14 protein-coding genes and 4 pseudogenes are annotated in these 17,596 nt (G+C 59.2%); 6 read left to right on the top strand and 12 right to left on the bottom strand.

Annotation, left to right across the window (positions count from 1 at the left end; all coding sequences use genetic code 11):
- Positions 1 to 5: 5 nt before the first annotated feature.
- From phnE to phnC, 3 genes are read right to left on the bottom strand one after another with little or no spacing between them, the layout of a single operon-like run.
- Positions 6 to 833: a phosphonate ABC transporter, permease protein PhnE gene (gene phnE, locus BN1079_RS11195; protein WP_003298907.1), complete on the bottom strand. Its 828-nt coding sequence runs from the start codon at positions 831 to 833 to the stop codon at positions 6 to 8.
- Positions 834 to 841: 8 nt separating this feature from the next.
- Positions 842 to 1,705, bottom strand: a complete 864-nt coding sequence (gene phnD, locus BN1079_RS11190; RefSeq protein WP_003117866.1) for a phosphate/phosphite/phosphonate ABC transporter substrate-binding protein — start codon at positions 1,703 to 1,705, stop codon at positions 842 to 844.
- A complete protein-coding gene (gene phnC / locus BN1079_RS11185; RefSeq protein WP_003117867.1) occupies positions 1,702 to 2,529 on the bottom strand; it encodes a phosphonate ABC transporter ATP-binding protein in 828 nt (275 codons plus the stop codon). The genes phnD and phnC overlap by 4 nt, the downstream gene beginning before the upstream one ends.
- Before the next feature lie 510 nt (positions 2,530 to 3,039).
- Between phnC and BN1079_RS17415 the strand changes: the two genes are divergently transcribed.
- A complete protein-coding gene (locus BN1079_RS17415; RefSeq protein ID WP_306424301.1) occupies positions 3,040 to 3,507 on the top strand; it encodes a VOC family protein in 468 nt (155 codons plus the stop codon).
- 534 nt (positions 3,508 to 4,041) lie between these two features.
- Positions 4,042 to 4,596, top strand: a pseudogene (locus BN1079_RS11180) (DinB/UmuC family translesion DNA polymerase); the annotation flags it as partial.
- Between the two features lie 163 nt (positions 4,597 to 4,759).
- Here BN1079_RS11180 and BN1079_RS11175 read toward each other — a convergent pair.
- From BN1079_RS11175 to aadA1, 7 genes and pseudogenes are all read right to left on the bottom strand, one after another.
- A pseudogene (locus BN1079_RS11175) lies at positions 4,760 to 5,071 on the bottom strand (SdiA-regulated domain-containing protein); the annotation flags it as partial.
- Positions 5,072 to 5,105: 34 nt separating this feature from the next.
- A complete protein-coding gene (locus BN1079_RS11170; RefSeq protein ID WP_049339758.1) occupies positions 5,106 to 8,024 on the bottom strand; it encodes a Tn3-like element ISPa38 family transposase in 2,919 nt (972 codons plus the stop codon).
- A 24-nt stretch (positions 8,025 to 8,048) separates the two neighbouring features.
- Positions 8,049 to 8,813, bottom strand: coding sequence for an IS6-like element IS6100 family transposase (locus BN1079_RS11165; RefSeq protein WP_001389365.1), 765 nt, complete (start codon positions 8,811 to 8,813; stop codon positions 8,049 to 8,051).
- Positions 8,814 to 9,319: 506 nt separating this feature from the next.
- On the bottom strand, positions 9,320 to 9,820 hold the full coding sequence (locus BN1079_RS11160; RefSeq protein ID WP_000376623.1) for a GNAT family N-acetyltransferase: 501 nt from the start codon (positions 9,818 to 9,820) through the stop codon (positions 9,320 to 9,322).
- Between the two features lie 127 nt (positions 9,821 to 9,947).
- The gene (gene sul1, locus BN1079_RS11155) at positions 9,948 to 10,787 is read right to left on the bottom strand and encodes a sulfonamide-resistant dihydropteroate synthase Sul1 (protein WP_000259031.1); all 840 of its coding nucleotides are present in this window, start codon (positions 10,785 to 10,787) and stop codon (positions 9,948 to 9,950) included.
- Positions 10,781 to 11,128 (bottom strand): quaternary ammonium compound efflux SMR transporter QacE delta 1, encoded by a 348-nt coding sequence (locus BN1079_RS11150; RefSeq protein WP_000679427.1) that lies wholly within the window; start codon positions 11,126 to 11,128, stop codon positions 10,781 to 10,783. Before BN1079_RS11150 ends, sul1 begins: the two co-directional genes overlap by 7 nt.
- 163 nt (positions 11,129 to 11,291) lie before the next feature.
- Entirely contained in the window at positions 11,292 to 12,083 is a 792-nt protein-coding gene (gene aadA1 / locus BN1079_RS11145) for an ANT(3'')-Ia family aminoglycoside nucleotidyltransferase AadA1 (protein ID WP_001209508.1), read from the bottom strand.
- A gap of 145 nt (positions 12,084 to 12,228) precedes the next feature.
- Between aadA1 and intI1 the strand changes: the two genes are divergently transcribed.
- The 4 genes and pseudogenes from intI1 to BN1079_RS17390 all read left to right on the top strand — a co-directional run bounded on the left by intI1 (position 12,229) and on the right by BN1079_RS17390 (position 15,463).
- Positions 12,229 to 13,242, top strand: coding sequence for a class 1 integron integrase IntI1 (intI1, locus tag BN1079_RS11140; RefSeq protein WP_000845048.1), 1,014 nt, complete (start codon positions 12,229 to 12,231; stop codon positions 13,240 to 13,242).
- A gap of 261 nt (positions 13,243 to 13,503) precedes the next feature.
- Complete coding sequence (locus BN1079_RS11135; protein ID WP_037024392.1) at positions 13,504 to 14,064, top strand: recombinase family protein; 561 nt, start codon at positions 13,504 to 13,506, stop codon at positions 14,062 to 14,064.
- A gap of 223 nt (positions 14,065 to 14,287) precedes the next feature.
- A pseudogene (locus tag BN1079_RS11130) lies at positions 14,288 to 15,139 on the top strand (flavohemoglobin expression-modulating QEGLA motif protein); the annotation flags it as partial.
- 11 nt (positions 15,140 to 15,150) lie between these two features.
- Positions 15,151 to 15,463: pseudogene (locus tag BN1079_RS17390) on the top strand (hypothetical protein).
- A 13-nt stretch (positions 15,464 to 15,476) separates the two neighbouring features.
- Here BN1079_RS17390 and BN1079_RS11125 read toward each other — a convergent pair.
- Together BN1079_RS11125 and BN1079_RS11120 are read right to left on the bottom strand one after the other, a co-directional pair.
- Complete coding sequence (locus BN1079_RS11125; protein WP_037024389.1) at positions 15,477 to 16,844, bottom strand: heavy metal sensor histidine kinase; 1,368 nt, start codon at positions 16,842 to 16,844, stop codon at positions 15,477 to 15,479.
- Positions 16,841 to 17,515, bottom strand: a complete 675-nt coding sequence (locus BN1079_RS11120; RefSeq protein ID WP_037024386.1) for a heavy metal response regulator transcription factor — start codon at positions 17,513 to 17,515, stop codon at positions 16,841 to 16,843. Before BN1079_RS11120 ends, BN1079_RS11125 begins: the two co-directional genes overlap by 4 nt.
- Positions 17,516 to 17,596: the final 81 nt, after the last annotated feature.

Genomic DNA, 17,596 nt, shown 5'->3' with positions numbered 1-17,596 from the left:
TTGTCCTATTTGAAACGTTTGCGCAGCACGCCACTGAAGGCGTCTACTAGCGTGACCATGGCCAGGATGACCAGCAGGATTGCTGCAACCTCCTGGTACTGCATGATGCGCAGCGAGCCCATGAGTTCGAAGCCGATACCGCCGGCGCCAACCATGCCCATCACGGTGGAGGCGCGAAAGTTGTATTCCCAGCGGTAGATCGCCACGTCGGCGAACTGCGGAGTCACCTGTGGCAAAACCGCGTGCAGCAGCACTTGCATCGGCGTAGCCCCCGCCGCCCGAGCGGCTTCCACCGGCGCTTCGTCGACGTGCTCGATGGCCTCGGCGAAGAACTTGCCGACCATGCCGATCGAATGCAGACCCAGGGCAAGCACGCCCGGCAAGGCGCCGAACCCTACGGCTGCAACGAAGATGATGCCCATGATCAGCTCCGGCACCGACCGCAGGGCATTGAGCAGCACCCGGGCAACACCGAACACAAGGGGGTGCGGCGCCGTATTGCGCGCTGCAACGAAGGCCACCACCAGCGAGAACACCACTGCGATGGCCGTGCCGGCGATGCTCATCGCCAGCGTGTCGATCAACGGGCGAATCCAGCTTCGATAGCCCGAAAAGTCTGGCGGCATGGCCTCGCCTGCCAGGGTCGCGATGGAGGGCAGCCCGTTCAGCAGCGTGGTGGCATCGAGCAGCCCCACGTACCAGCAGGCCAACAGCACCACTCCGAGTACAATTGCCACCTGCCCCAGCTGGCGCCACCAACCGAGGCCGAAGCCTCGAAGGATGTGCTCGCGTTGCTCTGCAGGCAGCGCCTGCACGTCATGATGAGTAGACATATCGGTGCTCACATCGTGGCGAAGTCGAGGCCGAGCAGCGATCCCATGTTGCGAATCACATCGTAGTCGGCGTCGGTGATTGGCGCGAAGGCCTCGGCTTTGAAGTTGCGCAGCACTTCGGGATCGTCGATACCGACGAATACATCCCGCACCTTGGTTTTCAGCTCGGGGCTCAGGTTCGAGCGCATCGCCCAGGGGTATTGGGGATATTCGCCGCTGTAACCAAGTACTTTCACCTTGCTCGGATCGATTAGGCCACGTTCGGCTACTTGATTGAAAATTACCTCCGACAGCCCACCCGCATCGGCGTTTCCGTTCGCCACGTTGACGGCAACGGCGTCATGCGTGCCCACAAAATGTTGTTCGTAGTCCTGCCCACCCGTCAGCTCGGCCGTCTCAAGAAGCACGGTTTTGGGAATCAGATGGCTGGACGTCGATGCCCGGTCACCATAGGCCATCTTCTTGCCCTTAAGGTCGGCATACTCATTCACGCCTGACGCCACATTGGCGATAATCACTGAGCGATAGGTCGGCTTGCCGTCGATGACCATGGCAGCGAAGGGCTCGATGTCGCTTTTGCTTTTGGCCATGACGTAGGACAGCGGACCGAAATACGCCAGGTCGATACGGCCAAAGCGCATCGCCTCAATCATCGAGGAATAGTCGGTGGTTACGATCAGCTGCACCTTCTTGTCCAGATGCTCTTCCAGATAATCCTTCAGCGGCTGGTTTCGCTTGATCAACTCCGAGGCGTTTTCGTCCGGCAGCAGCGCAACCTTTAGCACATCCGGATCGGCATCGGCCGCTACGGCGGACAGACTTGAAACAGCGGACAGCAAACAGGTCAATAAGAGAGCGGATAAGCGTTTCATCGGGACATCTCCAGTGAAGGTGCGAGCATGACAGGGGTTTCAGCCGGAGCAGTTGCTGGCTGAGTCGTAGAGCGGCCTGCATAGATGCGCTCAAGCTGCGCATCGGTGAGTTCCGAGGGCGCGGCATCGAAAACGATCTGAGAATCGGCCAGCCCGACGACGCGATCGGCGAAGCGGCGGGCATATTCGAGTTGATGCAGCGAAACGATGGCGGTGATCCCGTCTTCCTTGCAGATGTCGCGCAGCAGTCCGAGAACACGGACCGAAGTGGCCGGGTCGAGACTGGCTACCGGCTCATCGGCAAGAATGATCGCGGGCTGTTGCGCTAGCGCACGCGCGATGCCTACCCGCTGCTGCTGGCCACCGGACAGTTTGTCCACCCGGCTTAGCGCCTTGTCTGCCAGACCGACCCGAGCGAGGCAACTGAGCGCAATCTCCTGATCGGCACGCGGCAGAGGAAACAGCGAGCGGAGCGTGTTGTGAAAGGCCAGCCGACCGGTAAGCACATTAGCCAGTGCGCTTTGACGTTCGATTAGCTGGTGGTGCTGAAAGATCATGGCGGTACGCCGACGATGCTGACGCAAGGCCGAGCCGCTGCCGAGCTCACCGAGCTCGCTGGTGACACTGCCGCGAGTGGGCGTGACGAGTCGATTGAGGCTACGGAGCAAGGTCGACTTGCCTGCGCCCGAGAGACCAAGCAGCACGGTGAACTCACCACGCCGAAATGCAATCGAGGTATCGCGTAGGGCTGTCACGCCGCCTGGGTAGACGACGCTCAACCGGTCGACCCGCAGCACGGCGTCCTGTATCGGATGGGGCGTCATTTGATCACCTTTCGCAATATTGCTGGCCGCACAATTGCGGTTCGCGATGCAAAGGGTAGAAATTCCTTGTTAACGCACTGCTTCTAAATGATGACATTTCGATGAATGCTTCGAATCTGCCGTAGCGGGGCGGCAAGCGAAGCCGTGGAAGAACGGGCGCAACGTAGCGTCTTTCTTCACGCGGGATACAGGAGGCTTTGATTGATACTGCTGCGGATTCGCTACAGTAACGTTGGGCCAGAACGTAATGCCATCCAAGCAAGAGAGCGCACACTAGCGGACTATAGGAGACATTCTACTCTTGCCCGTCGATTGACCCAGGCCGTTATGTGGCTGGTCGAAACCTTCAGGTGCCGCCCAACTAGATGTCTGTTGTCGCGCCCAGCTTAATGCTAGCGCAAGCCGCTTATTCTTCTAGCAACGCCGCGCTAGTCTTGAATGATGTTTCCTCAGTAGACTGATCATGCGCGGTATCTGCTTCGATGCCTTGAAGAGAACGCCTTCGGCTAAATGTCATATGACCAGCGCTTTTTACACTTCGGTTATTACTCCTTTTTTCAGCGAGATTGGGAGGGAAGGATGATTGCATATACAATGGTCGGAACGACCGATCTGAACCGTTCAGCGCGTTTCTACGAACCTATATTCTCAGCAATGGGGTTGGAAATTTCGTGGAGGGACGAGCGATCGGTTGCTTGGGGAGTTCCGGGCAACCGGACCCCCACCTTTCACGCTTGTCTTCCTTATAACCAAGAGGAAGCACGCCCCGGCAATGGAACCATGACGGCGTTACTCACGGAGAGCCCAGCGCTAATAGGGCGACTCTTTGAACTCGCGCTTGAGAACGGAGGTACTGACGAAGGCTCTCCTGGCCCCAGACCTGAGTACGGAACGGGATTCTACGCAGCCTATGTTCGTGATCCTGACGGCAACAAGTTGGCCTTTGTCTATTTCGACGATAACCAGTGTGGCGGTTAGCGTTACCACTAAGTCTTGGTCGCCTCTATATAGATGAATCATTTATATGAACAAGCGACCAAACAAACATGTATTAGCTACTCAAGATGGCAATCCGATATATCCTGCACTTAGTGACCAAATCGTCTTAGCTCCTTTTGACCCCTTCGGCGATATTCGCTGGCATGCCCCGGCTGGCGTCACCCCGGTAAATCTCATGCCGTTTCTGGTTCGGGGTCGACTCGGAACGCTTCGTTAGCTGAACGATGCCACTTGATACGCTACCGGCCAGTACGAGGAGTTACAGTACTAGACGACCGCTTTCGGCCAATAGCGGACGCTAGTGATAAGTCGAATCTACGCCAAAAAGCGGGCAGCGCCTGGCGGCTGGGTAATCCACCATTTCCATTGGCTGCCACCTGGAAATTCTCCCAGACATAAGAGTTCGGCATGGTCCACGTAGTGGTGTGGCGAGACCTTGCGGAGCGATACAGGCCAGCCTTAATGGGTTCGAAGCTGCTCCAGGTCAAAGGCAAGCTGGAGAATCAGTCCGGGGTCGCGTCACCCAAACAAGAAATCTGCTGCTCGCGGATGTTCGGCAAGCGCTTGCGCGAGCTGGAGCCGATCAAGGAGGCAGTGGCGGCGTACGCCGCCCGGGCCAGCGAGAAGCTGAGGGCACAGCAGTCACTGTGCAAGCGTGTCCGAATCAGCATCCGTACCGGCATGTTCAATCCCGACGAGCCCAAGTTCGCAAAAGGCGTGGTGTGTGAGCTGCCGTATCCCACCGACGACACCCGATACATCACCCGGGCGGCGATCGCCGGTTTGGAGCACATCTATCGCGAGGGCTTTTCGTTCAGCAAGGCCGAGGTCCTGCTAATGGATCTGTGCCAGCGTGGCGAGTACACCGACGATCTATTCGCTCAAACCCAGTCCGCTGCGTCGGAGCGGGTTATGGGCGTGCTCGATGCAATCAACGCCAAGTGGGGCCGCAACACCCTCCGGCCCGGCCGCGTAACCACCGCGCCGGACTGGAGCACGCGACGGGAGATGATGAGCCAAAGTTTCACGACCAAGCTGGATCAGTTGTGGGTGGTGCGGTGCAACTAGGCGAGTGGCTGATACGAGTTTTTGCAATGGATGATATCGGCCAAAGCGAAGGTCAGATCAAATCCCACCAAACGGTAGATTTGCCTTCCATTGTAAATCATAGAATCTGTCAGCTTGTAAGAGCGTTGAGAAACGCCCAGCGATGAGGAGTTACTCCTATAAGTCAATCTTGCGCCCGTGTGAATCGGTAAAACAGATTTGGTTCGCTGACGATGTATAAATAGCCGTCCGTGTCGGTCGTTACACCCTCTGCCTGGGGAATACCTTTCTGCAACCCAGCAAAACCGGTGGCCAAGGAGCGAAAACTCACGACTTTCCCCACATCCGTCATTTCAATCAGCAGCTTCGACTCGTCGCTGAGTAGGAGTAGATGACCGCTTCGTTGATCGAACACGACCGAAGATAAGTCAGTCGCGAAAATCTTGCTATTTACCAAGTCCGACATGTCGCGCACATGAAGGGAAAGGCCGCCTTCAGGGGTCGTCTCAGAAAACGGAAAATAAAGCACGCTAAGCCGGTTGCAGCGGCCGTAGCGGCCTGAACTTGCCCGCGCCGATCTTGGCGCTGCTGCGCCAGAGGTAATCGCCGGTCAGGTTGATGTGCTCCCAGCCGAGCGGCGACAGGTACTGCAACAGGCCGTCATCGACGGCTTGACCGTGGCCACGCAAGGCGTTCGCGGCCCGCTCCAGATAGACCGTGTTCCATAGCACGATGGCCGCCGTCACCAGGTTGAGGCCGCTGGCCCGGTAGCGCTGCTGCTCGAAGCTGCGGTCGCGGATTTCCCCCAGGCGGTTGAAGAACACGGCGCGGGCCAGCGCGTTGCGCGCCTCGCCTTTGTTCAGCCCGGCATGCACGCGGCGGCGCAGCTCGACGCTTTGCAGCCAGTCCAGGATGAACAGTGTGCGCTCGATGCGTCCCAGCTCACGCAGGGCGACGGCCAGGCCGTTCTGGCGCGGGTAGCTGCCAAGCTTCCTGAGCATCAGCGAGGCCGTCGCCGTGCCCTGCTTGATCGAGGTGGCCATCCGCAGGATTTCATCCCAATGGGCGCGGACGTGCTTGATGTTGAGCGTGCCGCCGATCATCGGTTTCAACGCCTCGTAGGTGGCATCGCCCTTCGGGATGTAGAGCTTGGTGTCGCCCAGGTCACGAATGCGCGGGGCGAAGCGGAAGCCCAGCAGGTGCATCAACGCGAAGACGTGGTCCGTGAACCCTGCCGTGTCGGTGTAGTGCTCCTCGATCCGCAGGTCGGATTCGTGATACAGCAGGCCGTCGAGCACGTAGGTCGAGTCGCGCACGCCGACGTTCACGACCTTGGTGTGGAACGGCGCGTACTGGTCGGAGATATGGGTGTAGAACGTCCGCCCTGGGCTGCTGCCGTATTTCGGATTGATGTGGCCGGTGCTCTCGGCCTTGCTGCCGGTGCGGAAGTTCTGGCCGTCCGACGATGACGTGGTGCCGTCGCCCCAATGCTCGGCGAAGGGATGTCGGAACTGCGCGTTGACCAGCTCGGCCAGTGCCGCCCCGTAGGTTTCGTCGCGGATGTGCCAGGCTTGCAGCCAGGCCAGCTTGGCGTAGGTCGTGCCGGGGCACGATTCCGCCATCTTGGTCAGGCCCAGGTTGATCGCGTCGGCGAGGATCGTGGTCAGCAACAGGTTTTTGTCCTTGGCCAGGTCGCCTGACTTCAGGTGGGCGAAGTGCCGGGTGAAGCCCGTCCATTCGTCTACCTCCAGCAGCAATTCGGTGATCTTGACGTGCGGTAGGATCATCGCCGTCTGGTCGATCAGGGCCTGTGCGGTATCGGGCACCGCCGCATCGAGCGGCGTGATCTTCAGGCCCGACTCCGTGATGATGGCGTCCGGCAGCTCGTTGGCCAGCGCCATGCGGTTGACGGTGGCGAGCTGCGTTTCCAGCAGCGTCAGCCGGTCATGCAGGTACTGGTCGCAATCGGTGGCCACGGCCAGCGGCAATTCGCTGGCCTGCTTGAGGCTGGCGAATTTCGCGGGCGGCACCAGGTAGTCCTCGAAGTCCTTGAACTGGCGCGAGCCTTGCACCCAGATGTCGCCGGAGCGCAGCGCGTTCTTCAGCTCCGACAGCGCGCACAGTTCGTAGTAGCGCCGGTCGATGCCGGTGTCGGTCATCACCAGCTTCTGCCAGCGCGGCTTGATGAACTCGGTCGGCGCGTCGGTGGGCACCTTGCGGGCGTTGTCGCTGTTCATGCTGCGCAGCACCTCGATGGCGTCGAGTACGTCCTTGGCGGCGGGCGCGGCCCGCAACTTGAGCACGTCGAGAAATTCCGGCGCGTAGCGGCGCAGCGTGGCGTAGCTCTCGCCGATGCGGTGCAGGAAATCGAAGTCCTCGGGTTGCGCGAGCCGCTGCGCTTCGGTGACGCTCTCGGCGAAAGCATCCCAGGACATGACGGCCTCGATGGCGGCGAACGGATCGCGGCCCGCTTGCTTGGCCTCGATCAGCGCCTGGCCGATGCGCCCGAACAGCCGCACCTTGGCATTGATCGCCTTGCCGGATGCCTGGAACTGCTGCTGATGCTTGTTCTTGGCGGCATTGAACAGCTTGCCCAGGATGCGGTCATGCAGGTCGATGATTTCGTCGGTGACGGTGGCCATGCCCTCGATGGCGAGCGCCACCAGGGTCGCGTAACGCCGCTGCGGCTCGAACTTCGCCAGGTCGGCGGGCGTCATCTGGCCGCCCTCGCGGGCGATCTTGAGCAGCCGGTTCTGGTGAACCAGCCGCTCGATGCCGGAGGGCAGGTCGAGCGCCTGCCACGCCTTGAGGCGTTCGATGTGTTCCAGCATGTGCCGCGAGTTCGGTTTGACCGGGGATTGCCGCAGCCAGGCCAGCCACGTCGTCTTGCCGTTGTCGCGGCGCTTGAGCAGATCGTCGAGGCGACGGCGATGCACGTCCGTCAGCGGCTCAGCCAAGGCGTCGTAGAGACGCCGGTTGGCGCGGGTAATCGCTTCGGCGCTCGCCCGCTCGACGGCGTTGAGGGCGGGCACAATGACCGACTGCCGCCGCAGGTGCTCGATCAAGGCTCTGGCCAGCACGATGCCCTTGTCGGTTTGCATGGCCAGCTCGGTCAGCAACTGGACAGCCTGCCGGTAGTGGCCAATCGTGAACGGCTGGAAGCCGAACACCGTTTGCAGCTCGACCAGGTGCTCGCGTCGGGTCTGCTCACGCTGCCCGTACTCGTCCCAGCTTTCGATGCCGACCTTGAGCTGGTTGGCGACCAGTCTCAGCAATGGCGGGAACGGTGGCTCATCAGCGCCAAGGATGACGCCGGGAAAGCGCAGGTAGCAGAGCTGCACCGCGAAGCCCAGCCGATTGGCCGGGCCGCGCCGCTGCCGGATGATGGAGAGGTCGCTTTCGCTGAACGTGTAGTGACGGGCTCTGTTGCAAAGATTGGCGGCAGTCAGAGGTAGGCTGTCGCTCTGCGCCGATCAGGCGGCTGCTGCGAAATGGTGGTTGAGCATGCCCATGGCCTCCGTCAGCGCCGAGGGCCCAATGCCAAAAGCTCTCTCCACAAGGCGCACCTCGCCCCTGATGCCGGGCTGCAGGCACCAGGGGCGAGCCTGTCCTTTGCGCAGGGCTCGCATGACTTCGAATCCCTTGATCGTGGCATAGGCCGTGGGGATCGATTTGAAACCGCGCACCGGCTTGATCAGTATCTTGAGCTTTCCGTGATCGGCCTCGATCACGTTATTGAGATACTTCACCTGCCGGTGGGCCGTCTCCCGGTCCAGCTTTCCTTCGCGCTTCAATTCGGTGATCGCTGCACCATAGCTCGGCGCTTTGTCGGTATTGAGCGTGGCAGGCTTTTCCCAGTGCTTCAGGCCTCGCAGGGCCTTGCCCAGGAACCGCTTCGCTGCCTTGGCGCTGCGGGTCGGCGACAGGTAGAAATCGATCGTGTCGCCCCGCTTGTCGACTGCCCGGTACAGGTAGGTCCACTTGCCCCGCACCTTGACGTAGGTTTCATCCAGGCGCCAGCTCGGATCAAAGCCACGCCGCCAGAACCAGCGCAGCCGCTTCTCCATCTCCGGGGCGTAGCACTGGACCCAGCGATAGATCGTCGTATGGTCGACCGAAATGCCGCGTTCCGCCAGCATTTCCTCAAGGTCGCGATAGCTGATCGGATAGCGACAATACCAGCGCACCGCCCACAGGATCACATCACCCTGGAAATGGCGCCACTTGAAATCCGTCATCGTTCCGTCCGTCCAATCTCCGCCAAGCATGCTCAAGCTTCACGATTTTTGCAACAGAGCCCACACGAGTATTGAGCATAGTCGAGATTGGTGCAGATCACTTCTGATATTGAACTGTCAGGAGCTGGCTGCACAACAGCCATTACGCCCAATCAACTGGTGCAGTCGTCTTCTGAAAATGACATTTGGTATCTCTCATAAACGGATGTTTTTGAGAGAACTATCTTCGGCCTTCACACGCACGAAAGGCGGCGAAGCTCCGCCGTTAATCCGTCCGCCGGAGATCTCGCCCAGGCAGGCTGAAGGCCGAGCAAGCCTGACAGGCCCGAAAAGCCCGGCACGGGCGTCGGCGGCGATGACGGCGGCGGCATTATCCAGGGTTGATGATGGAAGTGGAGGATATCGACAACCTCTCGCGCAACCAAGACATCGCGGTCGGACTGCAAGTGATCTTGAAGCCACGGGCCCGTCCCACCCCGACATGGACCTCGATGCCCGAACGGACGTTAGATTTCGAGTTCTAGGCGTTCTGCGATGAAGGTTGGATCCCAGCCGGGATTGAAAGTGTCGACGTGGGTGAATCCGAGCCGCTCGTATAGGCCACGCAGGTTCGGGTGGCAGTCGAGCCGCAGCTTGGCGCACCCCTGCGTTCGCGCGGCATGGCGGCAAGCCTCGATCAGCGCGGAGCTGACACCCCGGCCCGCATGTGTCCGTCGCACCGCGAGCTTGTGCAGATATGCGGCCTCCCCCTTGAGGGCGTCGGGCCAGAACTCGGGATCCTCGGCCGACAAGGTGCAACAGCCGACGATGCCGTCGCTGCAACTCGCGACTAGGAGCTCGGATCTCAGGACGAAGGTCTCCGCGAATGTCCGGTCGATCCGCGCGACGTCCCAGGCGGGCGTTCCCTTGGCGGACATCCACGCCGCAGCGTCGTGCATCAGCCGCACAACCTCGTCGATATCACCCGAGCAGGCGACCCGAACGTTCGGAGGCTCCTCGCTGTCCATTCGCTCCCCTGGCGCGGTATGAACCGCCGCCTCATAGTGCAGTTTGATCCTGACGAGCCCAGCATGTCTGCGCCCACCTTCGCGGAACCTGACCAGGGTCCGCTAGCGGGCGGCCGGAAGGTGAATGCTAGGCATGATCTAACCCTCGGTCTCTGGCGTCGCGACTGCGAAATTTCGCGAGGGTTTCCGAGAAGGTGATTGCGCTTCGCAGATCTCCAGGCGCGTGGGTGCGGACGTAGTCAGCGCCATTGCCGATCGCGTGAAGTTCCGCCGCAAGGCTCGCTGGACCCAGATCCTTTACAGGAAGGCCAACGGTGGCGCCCAAGAAGGATTTCCGCGACACCGAGACCAATAGCGGAAGCCCCAACGCCGACTTCAGCTTTTGAAGGTTCGACAGCACGTGCAGCGATGTTTCCGGTGCGGGGCTCAAGAAAAATCCCATCCCCGGATCGAGGATGAGCCGGTCGGCAGCGACCCCGCTCCGTCGCAAGGCGGAAACCCGCGCCTCGAAGAACCGCACAATCTCGTCGAGCGCGTCTTCGGGTCGAAGGTGACCGGTGCGGGTGGCGATGCCATCCCGCTGCGCTGAGTGCATAACCACCAGCCTGCAGTCCGCCTCAGCAATATCGGGATAGAGCGCAGGGTCAGGAAATCCTTGGATATCGTTCAGGTAGCCCACGCCGCGCTTGAGCGCATAGCGCTGGGTTTCCGGTTGGAAGCTGTCGATTGAAACACGGTGCATCTGATCGGACAGGGCGTCTAAGAGCGGCGCAATACGTCTGATCTCATCGGCCGGCGATACAGGCCTCGCGTCCGGATGGCTGGCGGCCGGTCCGACATCCACGACGTCTGATCCGACTCGCAGCATTTCGATCGCCGCGGTGACAGCGCCGGCGGGGTCTAGCCGCCGGCTCTCATCGAAGAAGGAGTCCTCGGTGAGATTCAGAATGCCGAACACCGTCACCATGGCGTCGGCCTCCGCAGCGACTTCCACGATGGGGATCGGGCGAGCAAAAAGGCAGCAATTATGAGCCCCATACCTACAAAGCCCCACGCATCAAGCTTTTGCCCATGAAGCAACCAGGCAATGGCTGTAATTATGACGACGCCGAGTCCCGACCAGACTGCATAAGCAACACCGACAGGGATGGATTTCAGAACCAGAGAAAGAAAATAAAATGCGATGCCATAACCGATTATGACAACGGCGGAAGGGGCAAGCTTAGTAAAGCCCTCGCTAGATTTTAATGCGGATGTTGCGATTACTTCGCCAACTATTGCGATAACAAGAAAAAGCCAGCCTTTCATGATATATCTCCCAATTTGTGTAGGGCTTATTATGCACGCTTAAAAATAATAAAAGCAGACTTGACCTGATAGTTTGGCTGTGAGCAATTATGTGCTTAGTGCATCTAACGCTTGAGTTAAGCCGCGCCGCGAAGCGGCGTCGGCTTGAACGAATTGTTAGACATTATTTGCCGACTACCTTGGTGATCTCGCCTTTCACGTAGTGAACAAATTCTTCCAACTGATCTGCGCGCGAGGCCAAGCGATCTTCTTCTTGTCCAAGATAAGCCTGTCTAGCTTCAAGTATGACGGGCTGATACTGGGCCGGCAGGCGCTCCATTGCCCAGTCGGCAGCGACATCCTTCGGCGCGATTTTGCCGGTTACTGCGCTGTACCAAATGCGGGACAACGTAAGCACTACATTTCGCTCATCGCCAGCCCAGTCGGGCGGCGAGTTCCATAGCGTTAAGGTTTCATTTAGCGCCTCAAATAGATCCTGTTCAGGAACCGGATCAAAGAGTTCCTCCGCCGCTGGACCTACCAAGGCAACGCTATGTTCTCTTGCTTTTGTCAGCAAGATAGCCAGATCAATGTCGATCGTGGCTGGCTCGAAGATACCTGCAAGAATGTCATTGCGCTGCCATTCTCCAAATTGCAGTTCGCGCTTAGCTGGATAACGCCACGGAATGATGTCGTCGTGCACAACAATGGTGACTTCTACAGCGCGGAGAATCTCGCTCTCTCCAGGGGAAGCCGAAGTTTCCAAAAGGTCGTTGATCAAAGCTCGCCGCGTTGTTTCATCAAGCCTTACGGTCACCGTAACCAGCAAATCAATATCACTGTGTGGCTTCAGGCCGCCATCCACTGCGGAGCCGTACAAATGTACGGCCAGCAACGTCGGTTCGAGATGGCGCTCGATGACGCCAACTACCTCTGATAGTTGAGTCGATACTTCGGCGATCACCACTTCCCTCATGATGTTTAACTTTGTTTTAGGGCGACTGCCCTGCTGCGTAACATCGTTGCTGCTCCATAACATCAAACATCGACCCACGGCGTAACGCGCTTGCTGCTTGGATGCCCGAGGCATAGACTGTACAAAAAAACAGTCATAACAAGCCATGAAAACCGCCACTGCGCCGTTACCACCGCTGCGTTCGGTCAAGGTTCTGGACCAGTTGCGTGAGCGCATACGCTACTTGCATTACAGCTTACGAACCGAACAGGCTTATGTCCACTGGGTTCGTGCCTTCATCCGTTTCCACGGTGTGCGTCACCCGGCAACCTTGGGCAGCAGCGAAGTCGAGGCATTTCTGTCCTGGCTGGCGAACGAGCGCAAGGTTTCGGTCTCCACGCATCGTCAGGCATTGGCGGCCTTGCTGTTCTTCTACGGCAAGGTGCTGTGCACGGATCTGCCCTGGCTTCAGGAGATCGGAAGACCTCGGCCGTCGCGGCGCTTGCCGGTGGTGCTGACCCCGGATGAAGTGGTTCGCATCCTCGGTTTTCTGGAAGGCGAGCATCGTTTGTTCGCCCAGCTTCTGTATGGAACGGGCATGCGGATCAGTGAGGGTTTGCAACTGCGGGTCAAGGATCTGGATTTCGATCACGGCACGATCATCGTGCGGGAGGGCAAGGGCTCCAAGGATCGGGCCTTGATGTTACCCGAGAGCTTGGCACCCAGCCTGCGCGAGCAGCTGTCGCGTGCACGGGCATGGTGGCTGAAGGACCAGGCCGAGGGCCGCAGCGGCGTTGCGCTTCCCGACGCCCTTGAGCGGAAGTATCCGCGCGCCGGGCATTCCTGGCCGTGGTTCTGGGTTTTTGCGCAGCACACGCATTCGACCGATCCACGGAGCGGTGTCGTGCGTCGCCATCACATGTATGACCAGACCTTTCAGCGCGCCTTCAAACGTGCCGTAGAACAAGCAGGCATCACGAAGCCCGCCACACCGCACACCCTCCGCCACTCGTTCGCGACGGCCTTGCTCCGCAGCGGTTACGACATTCGAACCGTGCAGGATCTGCTCGGCCATTCCGACGTCTCTACGACGATGATTTACACGCATGTGCTGAAAGTTGGCGGTGCCGGAGTGCGCTCACCGCTTGATGCGCTGCCGCCCCTCACTAGTGAGAGGTAGGGCAGCGCAAGTCAATCCTGGCGGATTCACTACCCCTGCGCGAAGGCCATCGGTGCCGCATCGAACGGCCGGTTGCGGAAAGTCCTCCCTGCGTCCGCTGATGGCCGATAGCTGCCACCCGGTGACCATCTGACCTATACCCCAACCAGACACCCCGAAACCCAGCCCCAACCTGTCCAGATAGGGTCGGTTTTTCAATAATTTGGCATCTGTCTGGCTGCCTTTAGAATCTCAGCTATACACATTTCGCTGAGAGACGGCATGCACGGGCAACGGATTGGTTACATACGGGTCAGTACGCTCGACCAGAACCCGGATCGACAGCTTGAAGGCGTTCCGGTCGGCAAGGTGTTCATCGACAAGGCGTCTGGCAAGGACACGCAGCGCCCGCAGCTTGAAGCGTTGCTCAACTACGTCCGCGAGGGCGACACCCTGGTGGTTCACAGCATGGATCGTCTGGCACGTAATCTCGATGACTTGCGGCGCATGGTGCAGCAGCTCACCGGGCGGGGAGTGCGGATCGAGTTTGTGAAAGAATCGCTGGCCTTCACCGGGGAGGACTCGCCGATGGCCAATCTGCTGCTATCGGTCATGGGGGCGTTTGCGGAATTCGAGCGGGCGTTGATTCGTGAACGGCAGCGAGAGGGAATTTCTCTGGCGAAACAGCGCGGTGTTTATCGGGGGAGAAAAAAAGCACTGAGCGAAAGCCGGATCGAAGAGTTGCGGCGTCGTGTTGAAGCCCGCGAACCGAAAGCCGCCCTGGCCCGTGAGTTCGGTATCAGCCGCGCCACCCTGTACGAGTACCTGCGGACACCGCCATAAGACGTTATCCCCGGTAGGGAAAAGCTTTCCATCCAGGGGAAGAGCTTCAAACCCCCTCCACCTCGATGCCATGCTCGGCCGGCGAGCTCTCTTGCGCTGGGTGTAATCGCGCATGGCGCGTTCAGGGTACGCAAACGTATAGAACTGTATAGAAACGTATAGCGACTCAAATCAATTATTTCCCGGCAGGGTAAAGAAACATCATCGCCGCTTGCCACTACAGTCGGACTACCTGAACAACATCGACGACCGCAGCGACCTCAAGGACGAGCCCAAGACGCTCACCGCGCCGCAGGCGGTGGAGATGCTGCAACGCCGTCTGGACCCGGTATTCGGTGAAGGCGAGGGCGTGATTCGGGTGTTCGAATCCGACGGCATTCTCGCCGATGCGGCAGCCGGCGCCGACTACATCAAGATCCGCAGCGATGCGATATTCAACGAGCGCGACGTGCGTGCCCTGGAAGTGCATGAGGGGCTGGTGCATGTCGGCACCACGCTAAACGGCCAGAACCAGCCGATCTGCACCTTTTTGGCCAAGGGCCCGCCGTCCTCTACCGTGACCCAGGAGGGCCTGGCGATCCTGATGGAAGTGATTGCCTTCGCCTCCTATCCGACCCGTCTGCGCAAGCTCACCAACCGTACCCGCGCCATTCACATGGCCGAGGAGGGCGCGGACTTCCTCGACGTGTTCGGCTTCTTCCGCGAGCAGGGCTACGACGAGGACGAGTGCTACAGCAACGCCAACCGCGTGTTCCGTGGCTCGCTGCCCAACGGCCTGCCCTTCACCAAGGATTTGTCCTACCTGAAGGGTTTCATCATGGTCTACAACTACATCCAGCTGGCGGTGCGGCAGGGCAAGCTTGAGCACATCCCGCTGCTGTTTTGCGGCAAGACCACCCTGGAAGACATGCGCACACTGCGCCAGTTGGTTGATGAAGGCATGGTCGCACCGCCACGTTACCTGCCGCAGCAGTTCCAGGACCTCAACGCGCTTTCGGCCTGGATGTGCTTCTCCAACTTCCTCAATCACCTGAGCCTCGATCGGATCGAGGCTGACTACGCCAATATTCTGTGAGCCCTCAAGACATGTCTGAACGCAATGCCATCCCGCTGATCATCACCGCCATGGGCACTGTCGCCGCTACTGTCGGGGTGCTTTGGTATTACGGTTACCTGCATATCGCCAAGCCCCAGGATGCGTTGCTGCTGGCGGACTACACCATGCTCAAGATCATCCCGGGCGAGGATTACCGGATTTCGCTCAAGCCTGCACCGCAGATCGCGCAATGCATCGATGGCGTGCTGGTGTTGTTCGATACACAGCAGAAAGGCCTGACGGGCGTGTTGGTGGACAACCGCAAGCGCGGTGCGCTGCGCGGGGGAAGGCGTAGGCCGCTGACGGACCCTTCGGCTCAGGCGTGCCGAGGGAAAGTCAGTTCGAACGTGGTCTGGCCGCCTTTGCTGGCGGCGGTCACGTGGCCTTTGTGGAGGTTCATCACTGAACGAACAATCGCTAGCCCCAAGCCTGCCCCACGAGGTTGTATGCCGTTCACGCGGTAGAAGCGGTCGAACAGATGTGGGAGATGGTCCGATTCGATAGTCGTACCATGATTAGTAACAGCCAGCGAAATGATGTCTACGCCCTTCTCGAGAATCTTCAGTTCGACCGTACTGCCAGTGTTTGAATGCCGCAACGCGTTGGACAACAGATTGGAAATGGCCCGTTGGACCATAAGCCGATTTCCTAAAATAATGGCATCGCCCGTTACCGTCGTGGCGACTCCTGCTTCTTCGGCGATGACTTCGAAGTAATCACAGACGCGCCTCGTCTCGCTTCCCAAGGAGAACTCTTCGAACATCAGTGCTGGACTGGCGTGGCTGGTCTGGGCGAGAAATAGCATGTCTGACACGATTCGATCCATGCGTTCAAGCTCTTCGACCGACGATTCGAGCACTTCACGATACTGTTCTTTGCTTCGCTCACGTACCAAAGTCACCTGCGCCTTGCCTATCAGGTTGTTCAGCGGAGTTTTCAACTCATGGGCTGCATCGTCCGAGAATTGTGAAAGCTGCTGAACGCCGTCATCGAGTCGATGAAGCATTACGTTAAGGCTGTGCGCCAATGCCTGGAGCTCTTGTGGAAGCCGATCGCTACGGATTCGGGGCGATAGGTCTTGTGTCGACACCTTAGTCGCCAAGGCTCGAAACTTGCGCAGCGGTCGCAAACCGTTGTGCGCAACTAGCCATCCGACTAAACCGATCAATATCAGCAGCATCGGCACAGTCACTAAAGCCGAGCGCAGGAACGCAGCCATCAGCCGTTGATCGGCGCTGCGATCTTGCGAGAGCAGAAGTACCATTGGATCCAGGCCCGGAACCTGGATTCGCTTACGCCCGGTTAGCATCTGCACGCCATTTTTCGTGGTCCAGCCCAGGTAGTCGCCCTCCCTGCTCATCAGGTCCAGCTGTTCGGGCGCATTAGCGAACCGGCCGATACTGAAAATGGGTGATTTCGCCGTATCGCCGATGACGGTAATCGAGAGATCGTCATGTCCGAGTACCGCATCGCTCAATGCGTGTTGCCAGGAACGGCCCATGCGGGCATCTTCTAGCAGCCCATGATCGATCTGCGAGAGCTTGGTCGTGACTTCCTCTTGGGCGCGAAATTCCAATTGGCGTACAAGTACCCAGTAGCTCAGCGCAATCAGCAGCGCGACCAAAGCGGCGCCCGTCAGTGTGATTTGGAGCGCGAGACGCGATGCTAAGCTGAGTGGCTTCAAGCTCTAGCCTCCAGCACGTAACCAACACCCCGGACGGTGTGTATCAGGCGCTCTCCGAAGGGTTCGTCCACCTTCATCCGCAGGCGACGAATCGCAACATCCACCACGTTGGTATCGCAGTCGAAGTTGATGTCCCAGACCAAAGCGGTGATTTCGGTACGCGTCAGGACCTCCCCGGTCCGACGCATAAGCAGATGAAGCAAGGCGAACTCCTTGCTGGTGAGGTCGATACGCTGACCGCTCCGGTAAGCTCGATGCCGGCCTGGGTCCAGTTCGAGGTCGGCGACACGCAGGTTGCTCGGGAGTGCGACAGCCTCGCCTCGCCGCAACAGTGTCCGGATACGAGCAAGCAACTCGGGAAACTGGAACGGCTTGACCAGGTAGTCGTCGGCGCCCGATTCCAAGCCGCGGACTTTCTGCTCTAGGCGGCTATTGGCCGTCAGCATGATGACGCGTGTCTGCTTACGTCGCCTGATGAGTTCGAGCACCTCCCACCCATCCATGGTTGGCAGATTCACATCCAGCAGCACGACGTCATAGTCGTTCTGCAGTGCTAGGTGAAATCCATCGAGCCCATCACTCGCTCGATCGACCATGTAACCAGACTCGACAAGGCCCTGCTGCAGGTATTCGGCAGCTTTGTTCTCGTCTTCTACAACCAGGATGCGCATGTTTTCAGGTAACTCGGCAAGGAGGTGCGTGGTAAGCGGAACCCCGAATAATCCATGTGGTAACTATAAGGTCAAGAGGAA

Source organism: Pseudomonas saudiphocaensis (genome assembly GCF_000756775.1).
GTDB classification, from domain to species: Bacteria; Pseudomonadota; Gammaproteobacteria; order Pseudomonadales; family Pseudomonadaceae; genus Stutzerimonas; species Stutzerimonas saudiphocaensis.
The sequence above is the reverse complement of the archived record's forward strand: the minus strand, read 5'-3'. Positions and strand labels throughout refer to the sequence as shown.

Coding starts and splice junctions, on each gene's coding strand:
- phnE (WP_003298907.1), bottom strand. CDS start 833: ATGTCTACTCATCATGACGTGCAGGCGCTGCCTGCAGAGCAACGCGAG.
- phnD (WP_003117866.1), bottom strand. CDS start 1,705: ATGAAACGCTTATCCGCTCTCTTATTGACCTGTTTGCTGTCCGCTGTT.
- phnC (WP_003117867.1), bottom strand. CDS start 2,529: ATGACGCCCCATCCGATACAGGACGCCGTGCTGCGGGTCGACCGGTTG.
- BN1079_RS17415 (WP_306424301.1), top strand. CDS start 3,040: ATGTCATATGACCAGCGCTTTTTACACTTCGGTTATTACTCCTTTTTT.
- BN1079_RS11165 (WP_001389365.1), bottom strand. CDS start 8,813: ATGACGGATTTCAAGTGGCGCCATTTCCAGGGTGATGTGATCCTGTGG.
- BN1079_RS11160 (WP_000376623.1), bottom strand. CDS start 9,820: ATGGACAGCGAGGAGCCTCCGAACGTTCGGGTCGCCTGCTCGGGTGAT.
- sul1 (WP_000259031.1), bottom strand. CDS start 10,787: ATGGTGACGGTGTTCGGCATTCTGAATCTCACCGAGGACTCCTTCTTC.
- BN1079_RS11150 (WP_000679427.1), bottom strand. CDS start 11,128: ATGAAAGGCTGGCTTTTTCTTGTTATCGCAATAGTTGGCGAAGTAATC.
- aadA1 (WP_001209508.1), bottom strand. CDS start 12,083: ATGAGGGAAGTGGTGATCGCCGAAGTATCGACTCAACTATCAGAGGTA.
- intI1 (WP_000845048.1), top strand. CDS start 12,229: ATGAAAACCGCCACTGCGCCGTTACCACCGCTGCGTTCGGTCAAGGTT.
- BN1079_RS11135 (WP_037024392.1), top strand. CDS start 13,504: ATGCACGGGCAACGGATTGGTTACATACGGGTCAGTACGCTCGACCAG.
- BN1079_RS11120 (WP_037024386.1), bottom strand. CDS start 17,515: ATGCGCATCCTGGTTGTAGAAGACGAGAACAAAGCTGCCGAATACCTG.